Here is a 24,902-nt window from a genome sequence, read left to right as displayed (position 1 = left end):
CACTATTTTGCTATAGAAAGGTTGCTATGTTACCGCGCTTTGGCGCAGACTCAAGTATAACCCCTGATAACCGAGAGAAAAATTATGAAAAGGGGATCCTTAGCGGATTTAAAGCAGGTACCATTTTGGTCCCGTGTTCTGGGATGGCTGTCTATTTTCGGCTGGTTTATCTTTGTCGTTGCCGCTATCGTTTTCAATTATGCAAAACCTGAGCGCGATACCATTTTGACTGAAATTTTTGGTATTCCTGTTCGCGAAGACTGGCTCATCACATTAGGTGACTTATTCGTTATTCTTTTAGTTATTGGCCTTTGTGTGAGTCTGCTCAGCTTTGTTCTTAATTATGTTCTTTTCCGCAAGGACAAACAGCATTTGTGGATCAATATCCTGATACTGATCATGAGTTGTTTGGGTGGCTTGTCGGTTTATTTCTTTGGTTATTAAGCCTTAATAGAGCTCTGAGTTTCAACGTAGTCTTTCATGGCAACGGTTAAACGGCTGAGCTCGTTCGTAGAAATAACATAAGGCGGCATAATATAAAGTAAGCGTCCGAACGGGCGTATCCATACCCCTAATTCAACAAAACGCTTCTGCGCAATGGCAACATCAATGGGGTGGTGCATTTCTAATACGCCAATAGCCCCAAAAACTCGTGCGTCTTTTACTGCATCACATTCAGCCAGGGGAAGAAGTTGCTGCTTTAACTGAGCTTCAATTTCAGCAACCTGTTGCTGCCACTTACCCTCAGCAATAATCGCCAGTGACTCAGCTGCAACCGCGCAGGCTAAAGGATTCCCCATAAAAGTAGGGCCGTGCATTAATGCGCCTCCGCCGGGGCCGTGACCAATGGTTTCTGCTACCTGTTTCGTGGTTAGCGTGGCTGCCAGCGTCATGTAACCACCGGTCAGAGCTTTACCAACGCAGAGAACATCAGGCGTAATTCCAGCGTGTTCACAGGCGAATAACTTGCCGGTACGACCAAACCCTGTTGCAATTTCATCCGCTATCAGTAATACGTCAAAATCGTCGCAAAGCTGGCGTATTAGCCTTAGGTATTCAGGGTGATAAAAACGCATACCACCGGCTCCCTGAACAACAGGTTCAAGAATAACCGCCGCCAACTCATGGTGGTGTTGCTCGAACCAGTGTCTGAGTTCGTCACCAGCAGTCTCTGCCCAGTCATCGTCAGGGGTTAGCCTGGGGGCTTCAGCAAAAAGCTGGGAGTTAATAGCTCTGTTAAAAAGATGGTGCATGCCGTTGACCGGGTCGCAAACCGACATCGCTTTAAACGTATCGCCGTGGTAGCCGCCTTTTATGGTTAGTAGTCGGTGCTTCTCCGGACGTTCTTGCGCCAGCCAGAACTGCAAGGCCATTTTTATGGCAACTTCAACGCTGACAGAGCCTGAATCGGCAATAAATACTCGTTGTAGAGGCTCAGGAGTCAGTTCAATAAGACGTCGAGCAAGATCAATCGCGGGTTGATGCGTGATACCGCCAAACATAACGTGGCTCATTTTATCTATCTGACGGTGAGCAACGGCATCTAAGCGTGGATTGCGGTATCCGTGAATAACAGCCCACCAGGAAGACATGCCATCAACCACCTCATGGCCGGTATCCAGAGTTAATCTGCAACCTTTTGCTGACTCAACTTTATAAGCAGGTAATGGGTTCAGCATAGAGGTATATGGGTGCCAAATGTGCTGTCGATCAAACTCAATATCGCTTTTGCTCATAAATTAAACTATTGTAAAGTATTAAACTGAAAGTATATTGACAGTGTATCGAGCTGGATTATTCTAGTCGACCATAATTTGCCAAGCACACGAGATTTACCATGCCACAAATTCGTAACGACTGGACCATTGAAGAAGTTCAGAATCTTTTGCAGATGCCGTTGAACGATTTAGTTTTCGAAGCACAAACAGTGCATCGCCAGCACTTTAACCCGAACGAAGTTCAGGTCAGTACCTTGTTGTCGATTAAAACCGGTGCCTGCCCCGAAGACTGTAAGTATTGCCCGCAGAGCGCCCATTATCACACCGGGTTGGATCGCGAGCGCCTGATGGCAGTTGAAAGTGTGCTGGCTGAAGCACAGGCAGCGAAAGAGAAGGGCGCGAGCCGTTTTTGCATGGGCGCCGCCTGGCGTAATCCGAAAGACCGCGATATGCCTTACGTCATTGAAATGATCAAAGGCGTGAAAGCATTGGGTTTGGAAAGCTGTATGACACTTGGCATGTTAAGTAATGAACAGGCAAAAATGCTGCAGCAGGCCGGTCTTGATTATTACAACCACAACCTCGATACCTCTCCGGAGTTCTATGGTGACATCATTACCACCCGAACTTATCAGGATCGCCTTAATACGCTGAATAATGTGCGAGACGCAGGTATGAAAGTCTGTGCCGGAGGCATTGTTGGTATGGGCGAGAGCGTCACCGACCGAGCCTCTTTATTAGTGCAGTTGGCGAATTTGCCTAAGCACCCGGAAAGCGTACCGATTAATATGCTGGTTAAAGTAGAAGGCACGCCTTTTGCCAAACTGGAAGACTTAGATAACTTTGAATTTGTGCGTACCGTTGCCGTAGCCCGTATTTTAATGCCAGCTTCGCATGTACGTTTGTCCGCCGGCCGTGAAGACATGAACGATGAAATGCAGGCGTTGTGCTTTCTCGCCGGTGCTAACTCAATCTTCTATGGTGAAAAACTGCTGACCACAGCGAACCCTGAAGCAGATGCCGATTTACGTTTATTCGAGCGTCTGGGCATTAAGCCTGAACAGCGCGACGGCTATGATGATGAAGTTCACACCGCGGTTATTGAAGATGCGATTAAAGAACAGCAAAACCCTGTTCGATACTACGACGCGTCTTAGTAGAGAATAGGCAGAGAATAGAGAGTGGAGAAAATCGTGTTGGGGTATGAGCAGCGGCTTAATGAGCGTAAAGACTCTTCGCTGTTTCGCTCGCGAAAGGTACGTAGCTCCGACGCTCATTGGCAATTGGATTTCAGTACCAATGATTACCTCGGCTTAAGCCAGCATCCGGATATAAAGCGTGCATTTAAGCAAGCTATTGATATCTGGGGTGTTGGCAGTACTGGCTCACCGTTACTCAGCGGTTACAGTAAAGTTCATCAGGAACTGGAAGAGTTGCTGGCCGAGTGGATGAATAAACCCAGGGCTTTGCTGTTTAATTCAGGTTTCGCAGCAAACCACGGTGTGCTGACAACCCTGATCGATAAACAACAAAAGCTGTTCGCCGACAAATTGGTTCATGCCTCAATTATTGACGGTATGCAGCACGGTGAAGGGCGTTTTAAGCGGTTTCCACATAACCAACCTGAACCAGTTGTTAGCAAAGCCAGTCCGTGCGACTGGCTGGTGACCGAAGGTGTTTTTAGCATGGACGGAGACGCCTGTGATTTAAACCTGTTGGCTTATTTAAAGCGCAAGTATGATCTGAAAATTATGCTTGACGATGCGCATGGAATAGCCGCGTATGGCGCTGAGGGGAAAGGCTCATTAGTTGCGGACTCCGCTGTTGCCGATGTGATAACCGGCACCTTTGGTAAAGCGTTGGGCGTCGGTGGAGCCTTTGTTTGTGCCGATGATGATGAAATTGAAAGTTTAATTCAGTTTTGCCGTGATTATATTTATTCCACTGCGATGCCGCCGGCTCAGGCCGCTGCAATAAAAGCCTCTGTAGAAATTGTACGCAGCGCAGAAGGCGATGACCGCCGCGGAAGACTTGCTGAGCGCATTCAGTATTTTCGGGAACAGCTGAAACAGCGCGGTTTAAAAACGATAGAATCAAACTCGGCCATACAAACATGGTTATTTAACTCCGATGATGACGCGCTAAACATGGCAACAGAACTACAGGCTCAGGGGTATTTATGCAGCGTTATTCGTCCGCCAACAGTACCTGCGGGAAGCTCCCGTATCCGTTTTAGTTTAACGTCAGAAATGTCGACGCCCGAACTTGCTCAATTTTGGAGTCGGGTAGATAGGATTCTTAGCCAGTTATGAAGTCTCCGTTATGAAATCTAAGTTATGAAACCTCCGTTATGAAAATAATGAATTTTCAACAGGCTGTTGCGCGGCAGTTCAATAAGGCGGCGAAATACTACCACCAGCACGCGAGTATTCAGCGCTTAACAGCCAGCCGGCTATTAAGCCTCGGGCCGGCTAATGTGAATCAGGTGCTTGACGTTGGCTGTGGTCCCGCGTCAACGACAGCAGACCTCTTACTCCGGGCAAATCATTATCTTGGTGTTGATATTGCTCCGGCTATGTTGTCTAAAGCTGCCGCTGATTATCCGGAACTGAGTTGGCTTAATGGCGAGTGGGAAGCTTTGCCAGTAGCTGATAATTCAGTCGACTGGCTTTTCGCTAATTTGTCTATGCAATGGGTCGATAATTTGCAAAATGCGATGAGTGAAGCTTATCGAGTTTTAAAGCCGGGTGGGGTTGTAACCGTTAATACCGTTATTGAGGGCACTTTCAACTCTTTCACAAAAAGCTGGAATGCAGTGGACGATTTGCAACATACGCACCGCTTTAAATCTGCAGAGAGGGTGCAGAATGAAGTCGACTCAGTTAACTGGCGTCATTCAGAATTCGTGACAGAAGAATACACCCAGTATTTTGCCAGTGTCCGTGAACTTATAGGCAGTATTAAGGGAGTTGGTGCCAACTATGTGAGGCGAACTGATAACGCCGGACTGATGACGCGCAACCGCTTACAGCAGTTGGAAAATGCCTTCGAAAATCATAGAACTTTGCAGGGATTGCCACTTGAATGGTCAATTCTTAATATTAAATTAGTTAAGTAGCATTGAGTTTAAGTTGATATGAACACTTATTTTATTACCGGAACGGACACTGATGCAGGAAAAACCGTTGCAGCATGTGCTTTTGTTCAATACTTAGTAAAGCAGTCGCAACAAGTTGCGGTAATGAAGCCAGTTGCATCCGGTTGTCATTGGCAAAACGGGCAGTTGGTGAATGAAGATGCACTGAATTTAATGCGTCAGTCTAATACTTCCTTTGATTACGATAGAGTTAATCCTTATACCTTTGAAGCCGCAATTGCGCCTCATATTGCGGCAGCAGACAGTGGCGTGGTCATAGACAAAGAACGCCTGTTGAAAGCGGTAGACTGGTTTCATGAGCGGCCAATAGACAGTTTAGTGATTGAAGGTGCCGGTGGCTGGCAGTTACCTCTGGCTTCCGGACTGCGTATGCCGCAAGTGGTAAAGGAGGTTAATGCGAAAGTTGTGCTGGTGGTCGGGTTAAAACTGGGTTGCCTGAACCATGCGTTGCTTAGCCTGCAATCAATAAAGCAGGAAGGTTGCGATGTTGCAGGTTGGATTGCCGTGCAAACGGGGCCGGAGCCGATGCCGCGACAGGCCGAGAATCTGGAGTCGCTACGTGAGTTGATGGGCGAAAAAGAGCTCGCTAGTATTCCTTATTTGCCAGGCTGGACAGAGGAAGATTTGAGCATTTATTTCCATAAGTAAGATTGAAATACGACTAAATACCCCCACATAACTTAGCAGACTAAGTTCCCCGGAGTACGAGCAATGAAGAGAATTTTGCTGTTTTTAGCGACTAACATGGCCATTCTGCTGGTTGTTAGCGTGGTCTTTAATATTGTGATGGCGGTAACCGGCATTGATGCACAAGGGTCAGTGGGTTTACTGGTGTTCTGTGCGCTGTTTGGTTTTGGTGGTGCGTTTGTATCGCTCTGGATATCACGCTGGATGGCAATTCGTTCAACCGGAGCCAGAGTCATAGAAAAACCACAGAACCAGTCTGAAGAATGGTTGTTCCGTACCGTTCAGCAACAGGCGCAAAAAGCAGGGGTTCCTATGCCTCAGGTCGCGGTTTATCAATCGCCGGAGCCTAACGCTTTTGCTACCGGGCGCAGTAAAAATGCTTCATTGGTTGCGGTCAGTACCGGACTATTACAAAGCATGAATGCTGACGAAGTTGAGGCGGTTCTTGCACATGAAATGAGTCATATTGCTAATGGCGATATGGTGACGCTGACCTTAATCCAGGGCGTGATAAATACGTTTGTCATGTTTTTTGCGCGGATCATTGCCAGCGCGATAATGCGGGGCGGTGATAACCAGCGGGGCGGTGGGTTCGCCTATTATGGTGTCGTGATGTTGCTGGAAATCGTATTTGGCGTCTTAGCCAGTACCATTGTCATGTGGTTCTCTCGTCAGCGTGAGTTCAGAGCAGATGCCGGGTCCGCAGATTTAGTTGGTAAACAAAAAATGATTGCTGCTTTACGTCGCTTACAGCAAGGCAAAGAGTCGGAACTCGATGGCACTATGCTGGCGTTTGGTATTAAAGGAAAACGCTCAACTATGTCGAAATTGTTTATGAGTCACCCGCCTTTAGAAGAACGAATTCATGCTCTTGAGCAACGGCGTTAGTCGTTGCTTTTCAAGGGATACAGAGGTACATTCTTAACTCTTACTCACCGATAAAGCGGATAAATTTTTGTTATGGCCCAATGGAGTGCGCGCAGTTGGCGCGATAAGCCAATAGAACAACAACCGAAGTATTCCGATCCGTCGCAGTTGCAGGCAGTAGAACAGCAACTGAGTCAGTTCCCGCCACTGGTGTTCGCAGAAGAGATACGAGCGTTAAGAAACCAGTTAAAGAATGTCTGCGTAGGAGAGGGTTTCCTGCTGCAGGGCGGCGATTGTGCAGAGTCGTTTAGTGACTTCAACGCACCGAAAATTCGTGACACTTTTAAGGTCATTCTGCAGATGGCCATTGTCATGACGTTTGCAGGCTCCTGTCCGGTGACAAAAGTTGCACGCATGGCCGGGCAGTATGCGAAGCCGCGCTCTAGTGACTTTGAAACCATTGGCGACCTCAGTCTGCCCAGTTACCGTGGCGACATCATTAATGGCTCAGAGTTTGAGGAAATGGCTCGTCAACCTGACCCTGAACGCATGATTAAAGCTTATCATCACTCCGCAGCGACCATGAACTTGTTGCGAGCATTTGCGCAGGGCGGTCTGGCCAACTTGCACAAGGTGCATAAATGGAACTTAAGTTTTATTGCCTCTAATCCGTTAAAAGAGCGTTACCAGAAAATAGCTGAAGAAATTCAGTCGGCGCTGCGCTTTATGGAAGTATTGGGCATTAACTCAGAGAATAACGCGGCCATTCACGAGACTTCGCTATTCACCTCGCATGAGGCATTGTTATTGCCTTATGAACAAGCTTTAACCCGCACTGACACATTAACCGGTTTGCCGTATGACTGCTCAGCGCATATGGTCTGGATTGGTGAACGTACTCGTAAGTTAGATCAAGCTCATGTCGAGTTTATGCGCGGCATTCATAACCCAGTTGGAGTAAAAGTGGGCCCAACCATGCCAGGGGATGAGCTCATTCAGTTAATTGACGCATTGAACCCTGACAACGAACCCGGACGTTTAACATTAATTACTCGTATGGGCGCCGATAATCTGGCTAATAAATTGCCCGAGTTAGTGCGCCGTGTAAAACAGGAAGGTCGCAACGTGGTCTGGTCAAGTGACCCCATGCATGGCAATACGATTAAGGCTGATAATGGCTTGAAAACCCGGAATTTTGACGCCATACATAAAGAATTAAGACATTTCTTTGCGATCCATCAAGCTGAAGGCACTTACCCTGGGGGCATCCATCTGGAAATGACAGGTGAAGATGTTACAGAATGTACCGGCGGTGCCTACCGTATAAGTGAAGCAGATTTGTCCAGTCGTTACCGGACTCAATGCGATCCACGACTGAATGCCGATCAAGTGCTAGAATTAGCGTTTTTAGTCGCAGAATCATTAAAAGCAGCTCGCAACGGCGCGGGTTGATCATCCCCTTTAACCGAATATTTAAGAGGTAATTTTTTATATGTCGCAACAGGTAGAAGTGTTATTTGAAAACTTGTGGCAAGATTATTTATCGCGTACACCTTCAGCAAAAAAGGTGCATCAAATTTTAGGCGAAGGGCATCCGATCGTTAATGATCATGTTGCTTTTCGGACTTTTGATATCAGTCCTGTTGGTCTGGAAGTACTGGCACAACATTTTCTGGACTTAGGTTACAAAGAGGGTGGTGACTACCACTTTGAAGCGAAAAAACTGCGTGCAAAACATTTTGAGCATGAAGACCCTGAATTGCCAAAAGTATTTATCAGCGAATTAATGACGGCTGAATTTTCTGATGAACTGCAGAGCAAAGTCAAAGAGATGGTGGCTCAGATTTCGGCTGAAGACACTAAAAAGCCGGACTTTCTTTATTCGGGTACGCACTGGAAAGTCAGTTATGCCGATTACCAGTCATTGCTCGAAGAAAGTGAGTACGCTGCGTGGATGGCTGCATTTGGCTATTGCGCTAACCACTTTACGGTCAGCGTTAACCAGTTACCGGGCTATAAAACGCTTGAGCAGGTAAACCAGAAGTTAAAAGACAATGGTTTCAAACTGAATACGTCTGGCGGCGAAATCAAAGGGTCTCCGGACGTTTATCTGGAACAATCATCAACTATGGCTGACCGTCACCCAGTTGAGTTTTCTGATAAGACTGTTGAGATCCCCAGTTGCTTCTATGAGTTTGCTAAGCGCTACGAAATTGAAGACGGCAAACTGTATACTGGCTTTGTTGCAGCGTCGGCGGACAAAATTTTTGAAAGCACCAACGCGAAGTAAAGTGTAGCTTCTCAGAATATTAGGGCGGCATTAATAACGGTGCCGCTCTAAGTTTGTTTTAGCCAAAATTTTTGCGGCTATTTCTTCTACTGAATAATGGGTTGAGTTGATAAAAGGTACTGCCTCCCGGCTATAGAGCCTTTCAACTTCCGCTAGCTCAAACCGACACTGCGCCATAGAAGCGTATTGGCTGCCTTCCCGTCTTTGACTTCTAATTTCATGTAAACGCTGTGACGACAAGGTCAATCCAAATAGCTTATGACGATATTGCTTAAGTTCTTTAGGCAATTGCAATCGTTCAAAGTCGTCATCGTCGGTCAGAGGGTAGTTGGCAACTTTAATTCCGTATTGCATGGCCAGGTATAAGCTGGTCGGCGTTTTCCCTGTACGCGACACTCCAATTAAAATCAGGTCAGCTTTATCCAGTTGATTCAGGCGCTTCCCGTCATCGTTATCCAGAGCATAATTAATCGCATCTATTCGAAAGTTGTAGTTTTTATGTACACCATGAGTACGGTGTGTTTTCGGTTCCGCCTTAACACCCAGCTCTTTTTCCACCGGAGCAATAAAGTGGTCTAAAAAGTCGTAACAAATGCCTCCACAGTCGGTAATTTTTGCTTTTAGCTTCTCGTTAACGAAAGTATGGAAGATTAAAGGCGGCTCACCACTGTCGGAAACGGCTTTTTTTATTGTTTTACACACCTCATTTGCTTTTTCCTGATTATCGATAAAAGGTAATGTTTTGTGCTCAAAATTGACCGGGAACATGGACAAAAGCGCGTGGCCAAAGGCCTCGGCGGTTAATGCTGTACCATCTGAAATGTAAAATGCATAGCGCACTGGCAAATCTCTTTTTAACCGATTGTAGGTTCGATATTAACTTGTTGGGCCACAGCGTGTAAAATAGATGCCACTTCCATGCCGAAAAATCAATTAAGGATTGTGACGTGCAAGAATACGTAGTTTGGTACCAACATCTGGGAATGCAGGACGTAAACCGAGTGGGTGGCAAAAATGCCTCGCTGGGTGAGATGATCAGTAACTTAGCCGGAGCAGGAGTTGAAGTGCCCGGTGGTTTTGCAACAACGGCTGATGCCTATAACCAGTTTCTGGAGCAAAGTGGTTTAAACGATCGTATTCACGATTTGCTCGACACGCTTGATGTTGACGACGTACAGGCCTTGGCTCAGGCTGGCAAAAAAATCCGCCAATGGATTATTGATACGCCTTTTCAACCAGAATTTGAAGCAGCTATTAAAGACGCTTTTGCTGAGTTAAGTGAAAACAACGACGAATTTAGCTTTGCGGTACGCAGTTCAGCGACGGCAGAAGATATGCCGGATGCTTCATTTGCCGGCCAGCAGGAAACCTTCCTGAATGTACGTGGCTTAAGTAGTGTAATGGAAGCCATTAAACACGTGTTTGCTTCATTATTTAACGACCGCGCTATTTCCTATCGCGTTCACCAGGGCTACGACCACCGCGGTGTTGCGTTGTCGGCTGGTATACAACGTATGGTACGTAGTGACATTGCCTCTTCCGGGGTTATGTTCAGCATTGATACAGAGTCAGGTTTTGATGACGTGGTTTTCATTACCTCATCTTACGGTCTTGGTGAGATGGTCGTGCAGGGGGCGGTTAACCCAGATGAATTCTACGTACATAAACCAACCTTAAAAGCAGGGCGCCCTTCAGTATTGCGCAGAACTCTGGGCAGCAAGAAAATTCAAATGATTTTCTCTGACGACAGAGAACATGGAAAACAGACATTAATAGAAGACATAGAAAAGTCGAAGAGCCTGACCTTCTCGGTAACTGACGAAGAAGTCGAAACACTGGCTAAGCAAGCTCTTATCATTGAAGAGCATTATGGTCGTCCAATGGACATTGAGTGGGCAAAAGATGGCGTCGACGGCAAGCTGTATATTGTCCAGGCACGTCCTGAAACGGTTCAGTCAAACCAAAAAGGGCAAGCCATTGAGCGTTTTGCGTTAAAAACTAAAAGCGACGTTGTCTGCACAGGGCGCGCTATTGGCCAGCGTATTGGTCGTGGTGTTGCTCGTGTTCTGAATGACATTAGCGAAATGGATAAAGTGCAGCCGGGCGATGTATTAGTTACCGACATGACCGACCCTGACTGGGAACCAATTATGAAACGTGCGGCGGCCATTGTTACTAACCGCGGTGGTCGTACTTGCCACGCAGCGATTATTGCACGCGAACTGGGCATTCCGGCGGTTGTTGGTTGCGGTGACGCAACTGACCATATCAGTAATGGTCAGGCCGTTACGGTTTCTTGTGCCGAAGGCGACACCGGTTATATCTACCAGGGTGAACTGGACTTTGATATTACCGAATCACAAATTGATGCCATGCCGGATCTACCGTTAAAAATTATGATGAACGTGGGTAACCCGGACCGAGCCTTCGATTTCGCCAGCTTACCTCATGCCGGTATTGGTCTGGCTCGTCTGGAGTTTATTATCAACCGGATGATAGGGGTTCACCCTAAAGCCTTGCTTAATTACGACCAGCAAAGCGACGAATTGAAGCAGACGATTGATAGCATGATGGCCGGCTACAGCAGCCCTCGCGAATATTACGTAGCGCGTTTAGCCGAAGGAATTTCTACCTTGGGAGCCGCATTCTCTCCAGAACGCGTCATTGTGCGCATGTCTGACTTTAAGTCGAACGAATACGCGAATCTTATTGGCGGAAAACAGTATGAGCCGGGTGAAGAGAACCCTATGCTGGGCTTCCGGGGCGCGTCGCGTTATATCTCAGAAGAGTTCCGGGACTGCTTTGCATTAGAGTGTGAAGCAATTAAACGCGTTCGTAACGATATGGGTCTGACCAATATCGAAATCATGATCCCGTTTGTCAGAACTCTTGAAGAAGGGCGTAAAGTAATTGAACTTCTGGCCGAGCAGGGGCTGGTTCAGGGCGAAAATGGCCTGCGCGTTATTATGATGTGTGAACTGCCTTCTAATGCTCTGCTGGCCGATGAATTCCTCGATATCTTCGACGGTTTCTCTATTGGCTCTAATGATTTAACCCAGTTAACTTTAGGTTTGGATCGTGATTCCGGTGTTATCGCGCACTTATTTGATGAGCGTGACGAAGCTGTGAAGAAACTGCTGGCAATGGCCATTCAAACGGCGAAGAAACGCGGTAAGTACGTTGGTATTTGTGGTCAGGGCCCGTCGGATCATCCTGATTTTGCAGCCTGGTTGGTTGATCAGGGCATTGATTCGGTATCGCTGAACCCGGACACCGTTATTGAAACCTGGATGTACCTGGCGGAAAACCTATAAGTATGACTGTATTACCTGAGATTGCTGCTGAGAATGCGTTACCAGATGACTACCGGCACTTTATTGAGCAGGTAAGAAGCTCAGAGTTTGCAGGTGAAATTGACGTGAGTTATTCGGGCCGTTTAATCGCGGCCACGGATAACAGCGTTTACCAAAACCTGCCTCAGGCCGTTTTGTATCCTCTTAATCAAACCGACCTTGTATTGCTGATGAAGCTGGCAGGTCAGGAAAACAATAGCAGTGTGCAGTTCTCTCCCCGTGGAGGTGGCACCGGTACCAATGGCCAGTCTTTAACTTCTGGTATTGTGGTGGACTTAAGTCGCCACATGAATAAAGTGCTGGAAGTTAACCCTAAAGAGGGCTGGGTGCGAGTGCAGGCCGGGGTGGTAAAAGATCAGCTAAACGATATTTTGCGCCCTCATGGCTATTTCTTTTCACCTGACTTATCGACCAGCAACCGTGCGACTCTTGGCGGGATGATCAATACCGACGCATCCGGTCAGGGCTCCTTAGTTTATGGTAAAACCAGCGATCATATTCTTGGTTTAAAGACTGTGCTGCTTGACGGTTCTGTACTTGATAGCGGACCGGTTTCGCTTGAACAGGCCGAAACTGTTGCACAGCAGGATAATCGCATTGCCCGAATTTACAGACAGATTATTGATACCTGTGTCGGTGAAGCTGAGAGTATTCGTGATAAATTTCCGCCGCTGAATCGGTTTTTAACCGGTTATGACTTGAAACATGCCTATAACGCCGAGCAGCAAAAGATAGATGTTTCGCGAATAATTGCGGGCTCAGAAGGAACCTTAGGGTTTGTCAGTGAAGCCCGGCTGAATATTACTCCTATTCCCAAACACCGGGTGTTAGTGAACGTAAAGTATTCAAATTTCCAGGCTGCTTTAGAGAACTCGCCTTTTTTAGTTGATGCCAAAGCAACCTCAGTAGAGACAGTTGACAGTACCGTACTGAATCTTGCACGTCAGGATATAATCTGGAAGTCAGTTGAACCACTATTGTCTGATGTTGAAGGTCAGCGAATGGATGGCATCAACATGGTTGAGTTCACGGGGTTAAATCAGGAAGAAATAGACAGCAAAGTTAACTCTTTAACCCAACGCCTGGACAAGCTGATTAAAAGCAAAGACAGCAAAGGTGTGATTGGCTATCAAGTCTGTGATGATTTACCCAGTATCCAGCTTATTTATGCGATGCGGAAAAAATCGGTAGGCTTGCTGGGCGCAACTAAAGGACGCCGTAAACCCGTAGCTTTTGCTGAAGACACCGCTGTACCGCCGGAGAAACTGGCTGATTTTATTAACGAGTTTCGTGCTCTTTTAGACGCTAACGGCCTGCATTACGGCATGTTTGGGCACGCAGATGCCGGAGTTTTGCATGTGCGCCCGGCACTGGATTTGTGTGAGCCTGAAGATGAAGTCATGCTCAGACAAATCAGTGATAAAGTTGCCGAGCTGACACAAAAGTACGGTGGACTCATGTGGGGCGAACACGGTAAAGGGTATCGCTCAGAGTACGTACCGGCATTTTTTGGTGAGCATCTCTATACCGAATTGCAAAAAATTAAGGCCAGCTTTGACCCCTTTAACCAGCTAAACCCGGGGAAAATCTGTACGCCGTTTAACACCAATGCCGAGCTTATTTCTGTCGATGCCGTTAAGCGCGGCTTCTTTGATCGTCAAATACCGGTGGCTACACGCGACAGCTATAAAAATGCGATGGACTGTAACGGTAATGGCTTGTGCTTTAATTACGATCCTAAGTCCGCTATGTGCCCCTCTTATAAGATAACGCGGGACCGTCGTTATTCTCCTAAAGGGCGGGCAGGGCTTTTGCGTGAATGGTTGCGGTTAACTCACAACGCCGGCTATAACGCGGCTGAAAAGCCAGAATCATTGGGCTTTGCCAAACGCCAGCTTAACCGGTTTACCGGAAAAAATGACTTCAGCCACGAAGTGAAAGAGTCCATGGACAAATGCCTGGCTTGTAAGGCGTGTACCAACCAATGCCCAGTCAGTGTCGATGTGCCGACGTTCCGTGCTCGTTTTTATGATCATTACTACAGTAAATACGCTCGTCCGTTAAAGGACTATCTGGTCAAAGGTATTGAAAAGACCGCGCCGATAGCGAGTAAGTTTCCCCGGTTGAGCAATTTACTGATTAATAATCCGTTAAGCCGGTTTGTGCTCAAATATGGTATTGGCTATGTCGATACGCCGTTATTCTCAACGCCCAACTTAAGAACCGCCTGGCGTCGAAACGGGTTTATTGAGTTAACCACAGAGCAGATAATGAGTTTGACCGAGGATGAGAAGTCAAACTCGGTGGTTATTGCGCAGGACCCGTTCACAACCTTCTACGAGGCCGATTTGGTTCTAAAACTGGGTCTGCTTATCAAAAAGTTAGGTTACACACCGATTTTACTGCCGTTCTTAGGACATGGTAAAGCGCAGCACGTAAAAGGCTTTATCAGCGACTTTGAGAAAACAGCCGAAAAGGTGACCGAGCAGTTAAAACCTATTTCTGATGCTGGTATTCCATTAATTGGGCCCGACAGCTCTACAGCATTGATATTCCGGGACGAGTATCGCAAGGCGAGCGATGGTCAACTACCAGAAGTTAACGTAATGACGATTGTAGAATGGCTTAATACCTTGAACTTTGATGATATCAGTTCATTCAGTACCAGCCGCTACGGTCTAATGCTGCACTGTACCGAACAGAGTTTCGTACCTGAGTCAGCTAAACAGTGGCAAGCCTTATTTCAAAATCTGGGGCTGAAGCTGAATATTGTTAATGTGGGCTGTTGCGGCATGGCCGGTACATTTGGTCATGAGAAACAGAACCAGGAAGACAGCCGGGGACTTTATCAAATGGGCTGGCAACAAGCGGTTCAGGAGTATGGAAGCAGTGGAGTACTGGTTACTGGATTCTCGTGTCGCTCACAAATAAAACGGATAGAAAAAAAGCGGGTGAGACACCCGCTTGAGATAATCTTACAAAGCCTGAGTTAACTCAGGCTTTTTATTTGCAGTGACGTTTACTGCTTACCTTTGGCGATAATTTCGCGAGCCATTTCATCAGCGACTGTTCCGGTAGGGCGGTCTTCGTCCTGTGCCCGGGCAAAAAGCTGATCTAAGGTATCGTATATACCGCGCACACGTTTTTCTGTTTCTTCCACAGTAAAGTTGGCGGCTTCTGAACAGATATGAATAACGCCACCGGCATTAATCACGTAGTCCGGAGCGTATAAAATACCCATATCTTTAACGGCTTTATCATGTTTAGGGTTAGCTAACTGGTTATTCGCGCTGCCGGCGATAATTTTGACTTTAAGTTGCTTCAAAGTCTCATCATTGATGGTGGCACCTAAAGCGCATGGTGCGTACACGTCAGCGTCTACGCCATAAATTTCATCCAGACCAACAGCTTTCGCGCCCAGTTCTTTAACGGCACGCTCGATGGCTTCTTCGTTAATATCGGTAACAATAAGTTCAGCACCGTCTTCTGCGCAGTACTTGGCGAAATCGTAGCCAACAGCACCCAGACCCTGAATGGCAATTTTAACACCTTTAAGATCTTCGCTACCTAATTTGTGTTTTGCTGCCGCTTTAAGACCAAGGTAAGTACCCAGTGCTGTATGAGGTGAAGGGTCGCCGGCTTTATCGGCCGTGCCTGCAACGTAGCTGGTCTCTTTTGCGACCATACCGATGTCTTCAGTACGAATGTTGACGTCTTCAGCGGTAATGTAACGACCACTTAAAGACTCGATGAAGCGACCATAAGCGCGGAAGAGTTCTTCGCTTTTGATTTTTTTCGCGTCGCCGATGATAACCGCTTTACCGCCACCTAAAGGCAGACCTGCCATTGCACTTTTATAAGTCATACCACGAGACAAACGCAGTACATCGGTGACCGCTTCGGCAGAAGAAGCGTAATTCCATAAACGAGTACCACCAAGGCTTGGACCTAAGGTTGTATCGTGGATGGCAATAATGGCTTTTAAGCCTGATTCCTGATCATGACAAAACACCACTTGCTCGTGGTGATCAAATTCGGGATGCTCGTATAGAGACATGAGTTTCACTTCCTCATTGCTTCAAAAATTGCGCGAACATTACCATTTAGATAAGGCTCGCGCTACTTTAAGATGTGAATAAATTTAGGTATTTAAACGGGCGTTTATCAACTCTTGTTTACACAGAATCACTTAAGATTCATCAATGTATAAGTAGATGATTCCCTGGTTAATTGTTTCGGCAATGAGCTCATACTCGGCTGGTGATTTCGCCAGCTTAGCTAGTTCTTCAAGAGTTTCAGAGCCTTGCAATTGCGCCAGCCATTCCGCTGTAGTTAAAGCTTCTTGTGAAACGTGAAAAGCTTCACCATTGCCGTAAAACTGCGTATCGCTAAGTTTTAAGAAACGGGCACCCGAAGCTTTTTCAATAAACGCATTTTGTTGCGCGAGCAGAGTCGGAATTTGCTCAGCGGTGGTCGGCAACTCTGGTTCGGGAAGAGGGCGTTTAGACTGGGAAATGATTTTTGCTAGTAATGCATCAGTGCCTTCGCTTGCCAAAGCATCTTTTAGAAACTGCTTTAATGCACTTAGCTGTTTTTCCTCAATAATCCATGAAACGTCTTTGCTGCTAAGAGTTGGGTCCTGATAACGCTCCTGCATTAACTCCTGTTGCATCGCAATATCACCTAACTGCAACAGTAGCTCGGCTTTCGATGGAGCACGAAAGCCAACAGAGTAGTTTAAAGATGGCTCCAGCGAAACTCCGTCATGAGGACACCCAGCAGGAATATATAAAACGTCGCCGGCAGTCAGATGCTCATCGATAACCGCTTCGAATTCACCTTTTATCTGACAGAGATCTTCCGCAGGCTGATGTTCCTGCATTGCTTGTCGGTCGCCAACCCGCCAATGCCGGGAGCCTGCGCCCTGAACAATAAAAACATCGTACTGATCCAGATGAGGGCCGACACCGCCGTTTTCACAGGAAAAACTGACCATAACGTCATCAATGCGCCAGTCGGGCAGAAAGCGGAAAGGTGTTATCAATTCACCTACGTCCGGTAGCCACTCGTTTACTGACTGCACCAATAAAGTCCAGTCGGTTTCTCCGAACTTTTCGTAGTCCTCAAATGGACCGTGAGTCACTAACCAACCCGACTCAGTGTCCGCCCGAGATTCAATAACCCGCGAGTCAGCGCCTTCTTCCATCGCCAGTCCAGCCAGAATTTCAGGGCTGACAGGGTCGGTAAAATCAGCAAAGCCCTGTCGGATAAGACAAGGCTTTTTCTGCCAGTAATTTGCTAAGAAGTCGTCTTTATCAAAAGCTAATTTCATACAAGATCATCAACAAATTGAGTAGCACGGCCAATATAATTAGCCGGAGTCAGTGCTTTCATTTCGTCTTTAGCTGCGTTAGGTACGTCTAAAGAGTCAATAAATTTCGCCAGATCATCGCTGGTAATGCGCTTACCACGAGTTAGGGTCTTTAGCTTCTCGTATGGCTTTTCAACACCGTAGCGGCGCATAACGGTTTGCACCGGCTCTGCCATTAATTCCCAATTTTCATCCAGCTCAGCCGCTAAACGGGCTTCGTTCACTTCCAGTTTACTCAAACCTTTTAAGGTAGCCTGGAATGCGATAACAGTATGGGCAACACCCACGCCTAAATTACGTAAAACGGTTGAGTCAGTCAGGTCGCGCTGCCAGCGTGAAATAGGCAATTTCTGAGCTAAATGCTGCATAACAGCGTTTGCAATACCCAGGTTACCTTCGGAGTTTTCAAAGTCGATAGGGTTTACTTTATGAGGCATGGTTGATGAGCCAACTTCGCCTTCAACAGTACGCTGTTTGAAGTGGTTCAATGCAATATAGCCCCATACGTCACGATCAAAATCAATGAGTACGGTATTAAAACGAGCTAATGCATCAAAGTATTCAGCAACATAGTCATGCGGCTCAATTTGCGTTGTGTAAGCGTTCCAGCTCAACCCTAATGAAGTAACAAATTGCTCTGAAATGTAGTGCCAGTCAACGTTAGGGTAGGCCGCCAGGTGCGCGTTGTAGTTACCGACAGCACCATTTATTTTACCCATAACGTCTACAGCTTTAAGCTGTTCCAGCTGACGTTGTAAACGCACGGCAACGTTTGCAAATTCTTTGCCCATTGTGGTTGGCGTTGCCGGTTGCCCGTGTGTACGGGCCATCATAGGAACGGTTTTGTGTTCTTTCGCCAGTTCTTTAACCCGGTCGACCAACTCCTGCATCATAGGCAGTAGTACTTCATCGCGAGCCGTGTTCAACATTAAACCGTGAGAAAGGTTGTTGATGTCTTCGGACGTACAGGCAAAGTGAATGAACTCGGAAACTTTATTCAGCTCTTCGTTATCTGCCACTTTCTCTTTCAGAAAGTACTCAACCGCTTTCACGTCGTGGTTGGTGGTACGTTCAATAGTTTTTATGCGTTCAGCGTCGTCGACCGAGAAATTCTCAACAATAGAGTTCAGTATCTGTGTTGCTTCTTTACTTAGCGCAGGTACTTCTTTAATACCGTCAACGTCGGCTAATAATTGTAACCAACGAACCTCAACAGTCACTCGAAATTTAATCAGTCCGTACTCACTAAAAATAGGACGTAACATTTCTGCTTTTGAGGCGTATCGTCCGTCAACAGGTGACACCGCCGTCAAGGAGGAAAAGGGCAACATAAACTGGCTCTCCGAGGGTTAATTAAATCGTTAATTGTTACTTGTTACTGGTTATGCGACATGCAGCAGTTGCTGCGCTGTATCTAACATTTTCTTTCTAGAAAACACGAAATGACGACGCTTGCCGCCTACTTGCTGCCAAAGCACGGCACTGCGAATGCCAGCTAGCAACAAGGTTCTAATATGGTGTTGATTTGAGTCGCGTTTTAAAAACTCCGGGTTACCATTAATGCGAATGGGTTGTCCCAGGGGACTTATCAGTTCGCGATAAATTCCAGCCAAACTTTGCTGAATGCGGTAGTTTTCAAACTCAAACTCTTCTTTTTGACGTTTTACCTGGGTAATACGCTCGCCCAGTAAATTGAGTATATCTGGTTGCTTTAAGAGCCTTCTGGATAAATGAATGAGGCCTATCAGATAGCGGGTAACCTCAATGTCCTTATTTTTATTGCTGCCGGCCTGGCGAATAAACGCCTGGATACCGGGTTTAATGTTGTCCAGTCCGCCGTAAATATCTTCGATATTGTCCGGGTTTTGCTGTAAAAGGCTGTGCACTAAGGTATTGCTAATAGATTCCGGGTAAAGCTCTCCGCTGCGAGCCAGCTTCTGCACAGCCATAGCACTTAACGACATGCCAGCTAAGGCAATTACCCGTTGCTGCCATTCGTTCATAGCTTGACCTCAAAGTCTGTAATGCGTTGTTCAATAATGCCGCCACCTAAACAAACATCATCGCTGTAGAATACCGCAGACTGTCCCGGAGTAACTGCTGCGACCGGTTCTTTAAATTGAACCTGAAAGTCACCGTTACTAAGCGGCGTAACCCGGCAGGGAATGTCCTGCTGGCGGTAGCGCGTTTTCACCGTGCAATCGAAGGCCTCCGATGGGGCGCTTCGACTAACCCAGTGCAGTTGTCCGGCAATAAGGCCTTGAGAGTATAGACGCGGATGTTTCTTCCCCTGCGCTACAATTAAAACGTTACGTTCGACATCTTTGTCGACAACATACCAGGGTTCGCCAGAATTATCGGCCATGCCACCTATATGCAGACCTTTACGCTGACCCAACGTGTGGTACATCAGGCCTTCGTGTTCGCCTAAGGCTTCACCTTCAACCGACTCAATGGGCCCGGGTTTAGCAGGCAGGTACTGCTGCAAAAAGTCCTTAAACTTGCGCTCGCCAATAAAGCAAATGCCGGTTGAGTCTTTTTTGTCGGCCGTTACCAGACCTTGTTCTTCAGCAATTCGACGAACTTCTGGTTTCTCCAGTTCTCCGACCGGGAACAGAGTTTGTGCAATGTGCTCGTGGCTCAAGGTATACAAAAAGTAGCTTTGATCTTTATTACTGTCTAAGCCGCGCAGCATTTCCCATTTGCCATCACGCTGTTGACGACGCACATAATGTCCGGTCGCAATATAATCGGCATCTAATGCTTCAGCGGCAAACTCAAGAAAGGCCTTAAATTTAATCTCTTTGTTGCACATAATATCGGGATTAGGCGTGCGACCCGCCTTGTATTCTTCCAGAAAATACTCGAATACATTGTCCCAATATTCTGCAGCGAAATTGATTGTGTGCAGCTCAATACCCAGCGTTTCACACACTTTTTCAGCGTCAGCTAAATCGTCGGAAGCAGCGCAGTATTCGTCAGTATCGTCTTCTTCCCAGTTCTTCATAAACAGGCCTTCTACCTGATAGCCCTGTTGCATAAGAAGGTAAGCTGAAACCGAGGAGTCGACGCCCCCGGACATTCCGACAATGACTTTTTTACTGGCATTTGACATAGGTTGACCCTAACTGACTATAGCTCCTGAATTGGCTGCGCATTCTATCATTTTAGCGCGCACGAGGGTAGCTCAGGAAGTTACCAAACTGGTGGTTCTGAACGCCATTCGCCGGGCTGCATTGTTTTTAACTGAAAAGGACCCACAGCGGCCCGTATCAGGCGAAGGGTAGGTAACCCAACATGCGCTGTCATACGGCGAACCTGGCGGTTTTTGCCTTCGCGAATTTTAAGGCAAAGCCAGCTGTCAGGAACGCTTTTGCGCTCACGAACGGGAGGGTTTCGTGGCCATAAATTCATTGGTTCAGGCATAACGAAGGCTTCAGCTGGGCGGGTCATTCCGTCGTTTAACTCGACACCGTTCCTTAATTGCTCTAACTGCTCTTCGCTTGGGTTACCCTCTACCTGCACCCAATAGGTTTTCCAGACTTTGTACTTAGGGTTAGCAAGGCGAGCCTGATAAACGCCGTCATTGGTTAGCAACAACAACCCTTCGCTGTCTTTATCAAGACGTCCGGCGGGGTATACGTCGTTATGGGGAATGAACGGCTTTAAAGTCTGGTCGCCTTCTTCTCCGGTAAACTGAGATAAAACGCCGTAAGGCTTGTTTAGTAAAACCAACTTGGGGTTTGCCGGTCGTTTTGTCTGCGATTTCATGACTGCCTCAGATTGTTCTGTCGATTTAAATTGGATCGTACCAGAGGATACTCTAGTATATCGGGCGCTAGTTTATCTTACTGATCAAAAAAGTGTGGGAATTTCTGTGGATGATAACAAAGTAATAATTGGTGGTTCATTAGTTGAATCGCTTAAAGGAAACTATCAGCTGTCGTTGCGGCAAGTTTTTGAACAGGCTTTTAACATTACCAAATCAAACTTGACCCCGTTAATTGGTGGCTTTTTGGTTTTACTGGGTATTAATGTGGTAATGGTACTCATTTTGATGAACGTGTTTTCGATTGAGAGCCTGCAAACATCAATAAAACTTCAGTACTTTTCCAGCATTATACAAGCTGTAATCAGCGCTCCTTTATTAGGTGGCTTGATGTTAATGGGTATCAAGCACAGCGTCGGTATTGGCACAAAAAGCGCAGATGTTTTTAACGGTTTCAATGTGATGTTCCCTTTAATTGCTGTCGCTCTAATAAGTACTTTGTTAAGCATTGTAGCCAGTCAATTATTTGGGTTGATTCATCCAAATATTTCTATTTTGGCGCAACTTTATATTACGGTTATTTTGACCCTCGCCATGCCATTAGTTATTGAGCGAGGAGTTGGCCCGTTAAACGCCTTGTACTATTCAATAAAAATTATCCATTTCAAGCTGCCTAAATTTATCTTGTTATTTTTGATTCTTGCGGGCTTGTTACTTCTGGCCATTATCCCCTTCGGGCTAGGACTTATCTGGATGTTACCAATGATTTATAACCTTATTGGAGTGGTCTATAGAGAAGTCATTGGCGTAACAGTTATTGAGAAACCCAAAAAAGACAGTTCGTCTGAGAATATTTCGGCTTGAGGACTACATGCGATTATTAACCATATTACTATTTATTATACTGAGCGTAGCGGCATTACTTTTACCCTGGCTTATTAAAGATACCGAGGTAGAAACACCTGAACAGTCAGTCACGGCTCATTTACCGGCAATTCCTGAAGTGCCGGTTCAAAGAGACTTACCAGATTTTATGTCGATGACCGATGTTACAGAAAAGAAAGAAGAATTCTTTCGCTTTTTACTGCCTTTGGTGGAGGCCGAAAATATACGAATATTGCATGACAGAGCATACCTCAAGGCAATTCACGAACGATTTAAAAGCAATGAACTGACCGAAGCGGATAAAAAACGAATAGCAGATTGGATAGAGTATTATCGACTGGAAGACGATATTGCGATTGATGAAAATTTATTTGGTTTGTTGAAGCGCCGTATTGATATTATTCCAGAAATGATGGTGCTGGTTCAGGCTGCAAATGAGTCAGGCTGGGGAACTTCCAGATTCTCACGTCAAGGTCTGAACTTATTTGGCCAATGGTGTTACTCCAAAGGTTGCGGCTTAGTTCCTAACCAAAGAGATGACGATGGGCGCCATGAAGTTGCGCAGTTTGATTCTGTTAACGCTTCCGTAAAAAGCTATATGCGCAATATTAATACTCATGGCGCTTATCTCGATTTACGTTTGCTGCGAGAGCAAAAACGCCTGGATAACGAGGACATACTGGCAAGAGATTTAATTACCGGCTTATCAAGCTACTCTGAACGAGGAGAAGAGTATATTGATGAACTCCGCGCGATGATTCGTATCAATCGACCCATTGTGAAACGAGTCAGCGAGGAATTGAATACGCCGGAAGTTCCGCAACCAGAGTAAAGTTTAAGCGAAATTATATTGGCATAAACATAAGAGAGGCTCAATTCAGAGCCTCTTTTTGTATCTGGTTTAGGCCAAATGTTTGATGGGAATATTGCTGGCAAAAACAGGACTCTCTTCAGTTTCAAAGTTTGAAGTAAAGCTGTCAGTATCAAAAGCTTTATCGCCATTTTCATCAGCAACGCCGTCTGCGGTAACGGCCTTAAAATCAAACAGGGCACTGTCGGCCAAATGTGAGGGTACAACGTTTTGCATTGCCGTAAATAAGCTTTCAATTCTGCCCGGAAATTGTTTGTCCCACCCGTTAAGCATTTGCTTTATTTGTTTTCTTTGCAGGTTTTCCTGAGAGCCGCATAAGTTACAAGGGATAATAGGAAACTCCATTGCAGCTGAGTATTGTTCTATATCCTTTTCACGGGCATAAGCCAAAGGGCGAATAACTACATGCTCACCATTGTCACTGGCCAATTTTGGCGGCATAGACTTTAACTTGCCACCGTGAAACATATTCAGAAAAAGGGTTTCAATCATGTCATCGCGATGATGGCCAAGAGCTATTTTAGTCGCTTTTAACTCTTTCGCTGTGCGATACAAAATGCCTCGTCTAAGACGGGAACATAACGAACAGGTTGTTTTTCCTTCGGGAATTTTGTCTTTTACGATGCTGTAGGTGTCTTCTTCAACAATTTTGTAGTCAACACCAAGCTTATCCAGATAGGCCGGAAGCACATGCTCCGGAAACCCGGGTTGCTTTTGATCCAGGTTGACCGCAACCAGAGAAAAGCGAACAGGAGCAACTTTTTGCAGATAGAGAAGGGTGTCCAGCAAAGTGTAACTGTCTTTGCCGCCTGACAGACACACCATAATATGATCGCCGTCTTCAATCATGCCGAAATCTTGTATGGCTTTTCCCGCATCGCGACGAATACGTTTCTGTAGCTTGTTGAAACTGTATTTATTTTCACTGGCCATAGTGGCTCCTGCAACCTGTGTCATCTGGAAGTTCTGAGGAGCCGGATTATACCTGAGGCATTAAACTCAAGCGAGGGGACTGACAAAGTCTTCTGGTTTAATTGCCAGCACGTCACAATTTAACTGGTCCAGTACGTGTTCAGCTGTGTTACCTAATAAGGCGGCGCTTAACCCCGTGCGGCCAATGGTGCCTAATACCACCAATTCCGCATCGAGTTGTTTTGCTGCTTCGGGAATAACCTGTTCCGGCAAACCTTGCGACAAATGCTGGTAGTGGCTGGAAATGCCGTAATCACGTCCCAGCGCGGCCATACGGTTCACGTGGTGCTGCTCGAGTGCATCGCTGTATTCGCTGACATCAAATTCAGGAATCTCCACCGCTACGTTAACCGGAGCGCTGGGGTAAGCATTGACCAGGTGCACACTTGCATTCAGTACTTTGCTCATGGACTGCGCGTGTTCAATAATACGTTTATTTAACTGTTGGTGATGTTCTTCTTCAGAACCGGTATGAACGGCAGCAATGATCTGCCCGTGGCTTGGCCACTCATGTTCTTTAACCAGCAAAACCGGGCAGGGGGCTTTTCGTAACAAGTGCCAGTCAGTTGGTGTGAAAATTAAATTCTGGAAGCTGGCACTGACCTGAGTACCTTTTATTATAAGGTCGTGCTTGTGTTTTATTGCTTCTTTAATAATGGCTTCAAAAGGTCGGTTATGCCAGACCACATCAATATCAATGCGAACCGAATCGGTATCAAATTCGCTCAATACGTCGGTTAACCAGGCTCTTCTGTCCGCTATAAGATTTGAACGCATAACGTCGCGTTCCTCACTGGATAGCATGGTTGTCATTTCGTAAGAAAAGTCATAAATAGACAAAAACAGCGTTAATCTGGCATCGCTCAATCTAGCCATATGTAAAGCGCGTTTTAATGCTTTGTGCTGCTCATCTGCAGCGTCTATAACAACTAAAATATGACGGAATGCGTCCATACTGACCT

At 46.3% G+C, this 24,902-nt stretch carries 22 protein-coding genes; 12 read left to right on the top strand and 10 right to left on the bottom strand.

Features of this window, described 5'->3' with window-relative positions:
* Positions 1-84 precede the first annotated feature (84 nt).
* Positions 85-444 carry a hypothetical protein gene (locus B2U97_RS11195; RefSeq protein ID WP_011234572.1) on the top strand — a complete coding sequence of 120 codons (360 nt, stop codon included), beginning with the start codon at positions 85-87 and terminating at the stop codon, positions 442-444.
* Here B2U97_RS11195 and bioA read toward each other — a convergent pair.
* Positions 441-1,736 (bottom strand): adenosylmethionine--8-amino-7-oxononanoate transaminase, encoded by a 1,296-nt coding sequence (bioA, locus tag B2U97_RS11190; RefSeq protein ID WP_011234571.1) that lies wholly within the window; start codon positions 1,734-1,736, stop codon positions 441-443. The genes B2U97_RS11195 and bioA overlap by 4 nt on opposite strands.
* Positions 1,737-1,837: 101 nt before the next feature.
* Here bioA and bioB point away from each other — a divergent pair, with 101 nt between their 5' ends.
* The 7 genes from bioB to B2U97_RS11155 all read left to right on the top strand — a co-directional run bounded on the left by bioB (position 1,838) and on the right by B2U97_RS11155 (position 8,719).
* Positions 1,838-2,875 (top strand): biotin synthase BioB, encoded by a 1,038-nt coding sequence (bioB, locus tag B2U97_RS11185; protein ID WP_011234570.1) that lies wholly within the window; start codon positions 1,838-1,840, stop codon positions 2,873-2,875.
* 24 nt (positions 2,876-2,899) lie between these two features.
* Positions 2,900-4,030, top strand: a complete 1,131-nt coding sequence (locus B2U97_RS11180; RefSeq protein WP_243734856.1) for an aminotransferase class I/II-fold pyridoxal phosphate-dependent enzyme — start codon at positions 2,900-2,902, stop codon at positions 4,028-4,030.
* Positions 4,031-4,068: 38 nt separating this feature from the next.
* The gene (locus B2U97_RS11175; RefSeq protein WP_286823317.1) at positions 4,069-4,836 is read left to right on the top strand and encodes a methyltransferase domain-containing protein; all 768 of its coding nucleotides are present in this window, start codon (positions 4,069-4,071) and stop codon (positions 4,834-4,836) included.
* A gap of 18 nt (positions 4,837-4,854) precedes the next feature.
* On the top strand, positions 4,855-5,523 hold the full coding sequence (bioD, locus tag B2U97_RS11170) for a dethiobiotin synthase (protein ID WP_286823316.1): 669 nt from the start codon (positions 4,855-4,857) through the stop codon (positions 5,521-5,523).
* A gap of 63 nt (positions 5,524-5,586) precedes the next feature.
* Positions 5,587-6,450, top strand: a complete 864-nt coding sequence (htpX, locus tag B2U97_RS11165; RefSeq protein WP_034823144.1) for a protease HtpX — start codon at positions 5,587-5,589, stop codon at positions 6,448-6,450.
* A gap of 72 nt (positions 6,451-6,522) precedes the next feature.
* Positions 6,523-7,881: a class II 3-deoxy-7-phosphoheptulonate synthase gene (locus B2U97_RS11160; protein WP_110013140.1), complete on the top strand. Its 1,359-nt coding sequence runs from the start codon at positions 6,523-6,525 to the stop codon at positions 7,879-7,881.
* A gap of 40 nt (positions 7,882-7,921) precedes the next feature.
* A complete protein-coding gene (locus B2U97_RS11155; protein WP_286823315.1) occupies positions 7,922-8,719 on the top strand; it encodes a DUF1338 domain-containing protein in 798 nt (265 codons plus the stop codon).
* Positions 8,720-8,749: 30 nt separating this feature from the next.
* Here the strand turns inward: B2U97_RS11155 and ppsR are convergent, their stop codons facing one another.
* Positions 8,750-9,559 (bottom strand): posphoenolpyruvate synthetase regulatory kinase/phosphorylase PpsR, encoded by an 810-nt coding sequence (gene ppsR / locus B2U97_RS11150; protein ID WP_011234563.1) that lies wholly within the window; start codon positions 9,557-9,559, stop codon positions 8,750-8,752.
* Positions 9,560-9,666: 107 nt separating this feature from the next.
* Here ppsR and ppsA point away from each other — a divergent pair, with 107 nt between their 5' ends.
* Together ppsA and ydiJ are read left to right on the top strand one after the other, a co-directional pair.
* Entirely contained in the window at positions 9,667-12,033 is a 2,367-nt protein-coding gene (gene ppsA, locus B2U97_RS11145) for a phosphoenolpyruvate synthase (protein ID WP_110013138.1), read from the top strand.
* 2 nt (positions 12,034-12,035) lie between these two features.
* A complete protein-coding gene (gene ydiJ, locus B2U97_RS11140) occupies positions 12,036-15,065 on the top strand; it encodes a D-2-hydroxyglutarate dehydrogenase YdiJ (RefSeq protein WP_011234561.1) in 3,030 nt (1,009 codons plus the stop codon).
* A gap of 26 nt (positions 15,066-15,091) precedes the next feature.
* Here the strand turns inward: ydiJ and B2U97_RS11135 are convergent, their stop codons facing one another.
* The 6 genes from B2U97_RS11135 to B2U97_RS11110 form a co-directional block, all read right to left on the bottom strand.
* Positions 15,092-16,129 carry a Glu/Leu/Phe/Val dehydrogenase dimerization domain-containing protein gene (locus B2U97_RS11135; protein WP_011234560.1) on the bottom strand — a complete coding sequence of 346 codons (1,038 nt, stop codon included), beginning with the start codon at positions 16,127-16,129 and terminating at the stop codon, positions 15,092-15,094.
* 132 nt (positions 16,130-16,261) lie between these two features.
* Positions 16,262-17,404: a cupin domain-containing protein gene (locus tag B2U97_RS11130; RefSeq protein ID WP_286823314.1), complete on the bottom strand. Its 1,143-nt coding sequence runs from the start codon at positions 17,402-17,404 to the stop codon at positions 16,262-16,264.
* Positions 17,401-18,771: an adenylosuccinate lyase gene (gene purB / locus B2U97_RS11125; RefSeq protein WP_286823321.1), complete on the bottom strand. Its 1,371-nt coding sequence runs from the start codon at positions 18,769-18,771 to the stop codon at positions 17,401-17,403. Before purB ends, B2U97_RS11130 begins: the two co-directional genes overlap by 4 nt.
* Before the next feature lie 54 nt (positions 18,772-18,825).
* Complete coding sequence (gene hflD / locus B2U97_RS11120; RefSeq protein WP_011234557.1) at positions 18,826-19,446, bottom strand: high frequency lysogenization protein HflD; 621 nt, start codon at positions 19,444-19,446, stop codon at positions 18,826-18,828.
* Positions 19,443-20,558 (bottom strand): tRNA 2-thiouridine(34) synthase MnmA, encoded by a 1,116-nt coding sequence (gene mnmA, locus B2U97_RS11115; protein WP_110013133.1) that lies wholly within the window; start codon positions 20,556-20,558, stop codon positions 19,443-19,445. The genes hflD and mnmA overlap by 4 nt, the downstream gene beginning before the upstream one ends.
* Before the next feature lie 80 nt (positions 20,559-20,638).
* Positions 20,639-21,214 (bottom strand): pseudouridine synthase, encoded by a 576-nt coding sequence (locus tag B2U97_RS11110; RefSeq protein ID WP_110013132.1) that lies wholly within the window; start codon positions 21,212-21,214, stop codon positions 20,639-20,641.
* A gap of 106 nt (positions 21,215-21,320) precedes the next feature.
* Here B2U97_RS11110 and B2U97_RS11105 point away from each other — a divergent pair, with 106 nt between their 5' ends.
* Both B2U97_RS11105 and B2U97_RS11100 read left to right on the top strand, forming a co-directional pair.
* Positions 21,321-22,076 (top strand): hypothetical protein, encoded by a 756-nt coding sequence (locus tag B2U97_RS11105; RefSeq protein WP_110013131.1) that lies wholly within the window; start codon positions 21,321-21,323, stop codon positions 22,074-22,076.
* Positions 22,077-22,083: 7 nt separating this feature from the next.
* Positions 22,084-22,929, top strand: coding sequence for a glucosaminidase domain-containing protein (locus B2U97_RS11100; RefSeq protein ID WP_272990939.1), 846 nt, complete (start codon positions 22,084-22,086; stop codon positions 22,927-22,929).
* 69 nt (positions 22,930-22,998) lie between these two features.
* On the opposite strand, the gene ttcA is transcribed toward B2U97_RS11100, so the two are convergent.
* Both ttcA and uspE read right to left on the bottom strand, forming a co-directional pair.
* Positions 22,999-23,901 carry a tRNA 2-thiocytidine(32) synthetase TtcA gene (gene ttcA / locus B2U97_RS11095; RefSeq protein WP_110013130.1) on the bottom strand — a complete coding sequence of 301 codons (903 nt, stop codon included), beginning with the start codon at positions 23,899-23,901 and terminating at the stop codon, positions 22,999-23,001.
* 66 nt (positions 23,902-23,967) lie between these two features.
* The gene (gene uspE, locus B2U97_RS11090) at positions 23,968-24,894 is read right to left on the bottom strand and encodes a universal stress protein UspE (protein ID WP_011234551.1); all 927 of its coding nucleotides are present in this window, start codon (positions 24,892-24,894) and stop codon (positions 23,968-23,970) included.
* Between the last annotated feature and the right edge of the window lie 8 nt (positions 24,895-24,902).

Source organism: Idiomarina sp. UBA3176 (assembly GCF_002364295.1).
Classification (GTDB): Bacteria; Pseudomonadota; Gammaproteobacteria; order Enterobacterales; family Alteromonadaceae; genus Idiomarina; species Idiomarina loihiensis.
This window is presented reverse-complemented; position numbering and strand designations above follow the sequence as displayed.

What these genes read in the sequence shown, in the direction of transcription:
- uspE (WP_011234551.1), bottom strand. Translation starts at nt 24,894, where the DNA reads ATGGACGCATTCCGTCATATTTTAGTTGTTATAGACGCTGCAGATGAG.
- B2U97_RS11100 (WP_272990939.1), top strand. Translation starts at nt 22,084, where the DNA reads ATGCGATTATTAACCATATTACTATTTATTATACTGAGCGTAGCGGCA.
- B2U97_RS11110 (WP_110013132.1), bottom strand. Translation starts at nt 21,214, where the DNA reads ATGAAATCGCAGACAAAACGACCGGCAAACCCCAAGTTGGTTTTACTA.
- hflD (WP_011234557.1), bottom strand. Translation starts at nt 19,446, where the DNA reads ATGAACGAATGGCAGCAACGGGTAATTGCCTTAGCTGGCATGTCGTTA.
- ttcA (WP_110013130.1), bottom strand. Translation starts at nt 23,901, where the DNA reads ATGGCCAGTGAAAATAAATACAGTTTCAACAAGCTACAGAAACGTATT.
- bioD (WP_286823316.1), top strand. Translation starts at nt 4,855, where the DNA reads ATGAACACTTATTTTATTACCGGAACGGACACTGATGCAGGAAAAACC.
- B2U97_RS11130 (WP_286823314.1), bottom strand. Translation starts at nt 17,404, where the DNA reads ATGAAATTAGCTTTTGATAAAGACGACTTCTTAGCAAATTACTGGCAG.
- mnmA (WP_110013133.1), bottom strand. Translation starts at nt 20,558, where the DNA reads ATGTCAAATGCCAGTAAAAAAGTCATTGTCGGAATGTCCGGGGGCGTC.
- bioA (WP_011234571.1), bottom strand. Translation starts at nt 1,736, where the DNA reads ATGAGCAAAAGCGATATTGAGTTTGATCGACAGCACATTTGGCACCCA.
- B2U97_RS11160 (WP_110013140.1), top strand. Translation starts at nt 6,523, where the DNA reads ATGGCCCAATGGAGTGCGCGCAGTTGGCGCGATAAGCCAATAGAACAA.
- bioB (WP_011234570.1), top strand. Translation starts at nt 1,838, where the DNA reads ATGCCACAAATTCGTAACGACTGGACCATTGAAGAAGTTCAGAATCTT.
- B2U97_RS11175 (WP_286823317.1), top strand. Translation starts at nt 4,069, where the DNA reads ATGAAAATAATGAATTTTCAACAGGCTGTTGCGCGGCAGTTCAATAAG.
- B2U97_RS11155 (WP_286823315.1), top strand. Translation starts at nt 7,922, where the DNA reads ATGTCGCAACAGGTAGAAGTGTTATTTGAAAACTTGTGGCAAGATTAT.
- ydiJ (WP_011234561.1), top strand. Translation starts at nt 12,036, where the DNA reads ATGACTGTATTACCTGAGATTGCTGCTGAGAATGCGTTACCAGATGAC.
- htpX (WP_034823144.1), top strand. Translation starts at nt 5,587, where the DNA reads ATGAAGAGAATTTTGCTGTTTTTAGCGACTAACATGGCCATTCTGCTG.
- B2U97_RS11135 (WP_011234560.1), bottom strand. Translation starts at nt 16,129, where the DNA reads ATGTCTCTATACGAGCATCCCGAATTTGATCACCACGAGCAAGTGGTG.
- B2U97_RS11195 (WP_011234572.1), top strand. Translation starts at nt 85, where the DNA reads ATGAAAAGGGGATCCTTAGCGGATTTAAAGCAGGTACCATTTTGGTCC.